1 protein-coding gene is annotated in these 515 nt (G+C 52.0%); it reads right to left on the bottom strand.

Annotated features, from left to right (window positions below; translation table 11 throughout):
* On the bottom strand, nt 1–515 hold a 515-nt coding region (locus tag HMPREF9145_RS13605), incomplete at both ends, for a DUF6261 family protein (RefSeq protein ID WP_021824314.1).

Below are 515 nucleotides of genomic sequence, written 5' to 3'. Positions count from 1 at the left end.
GCCGTGCCCTTTGTCTTGCCTGTAAACGAGAGGCTGCCACTTTTAAGTTCCATTTGCTGTTCAAGTGCTGGGAATCCTGCTTTTAGCCTATTTTCTTCCTCTGGCGTAGGCTTGGGCGTGGGTTTCTTCTGCGCCATGCTCTGTTTGTGCAAAGTCTTGAAGTGGTCACTTTCCTGATTCATGCGGTCAACCAAATGCTCTATCAAAGCGCGGTCGTCGTCGGTTGTGGCAAAGAGATAGCTGGCCTCAATGTAGCGGCAAACTACGCCAAAGACGGCATCGGTCTGCGGACGAACCTCACTCAATGCCGGCATTTTTTGGTCCACCGCCTTTTCCTGTCGCGTGTTATACACCTTTTGAAACTCATCGTTCACGGTCTTCAACTGTGCCGTCACCGGCGCCAGTCCTAATGCTGTCACCTCAGTGGCAAAGCGCTCTAAATCTTTCAACATTCCACGCACCTCTGCCGTTTCCGCGTCAACCGCCTTACTTTGAATGCCTGCGTAAACGCCGAG

The sequence above is a fragment of the Segatella salivae F0493 genome, assembly GCF_000477535.1.
Lineage (GTDB): Bacteria > Bacteroidota > Bacteroidia > Bacteroidales > Bacteroidaceae > Prevotella > Prevotella salivae.
This window is presented reverse-complemented; position numbering and strand designations above follow the sequence as displayed.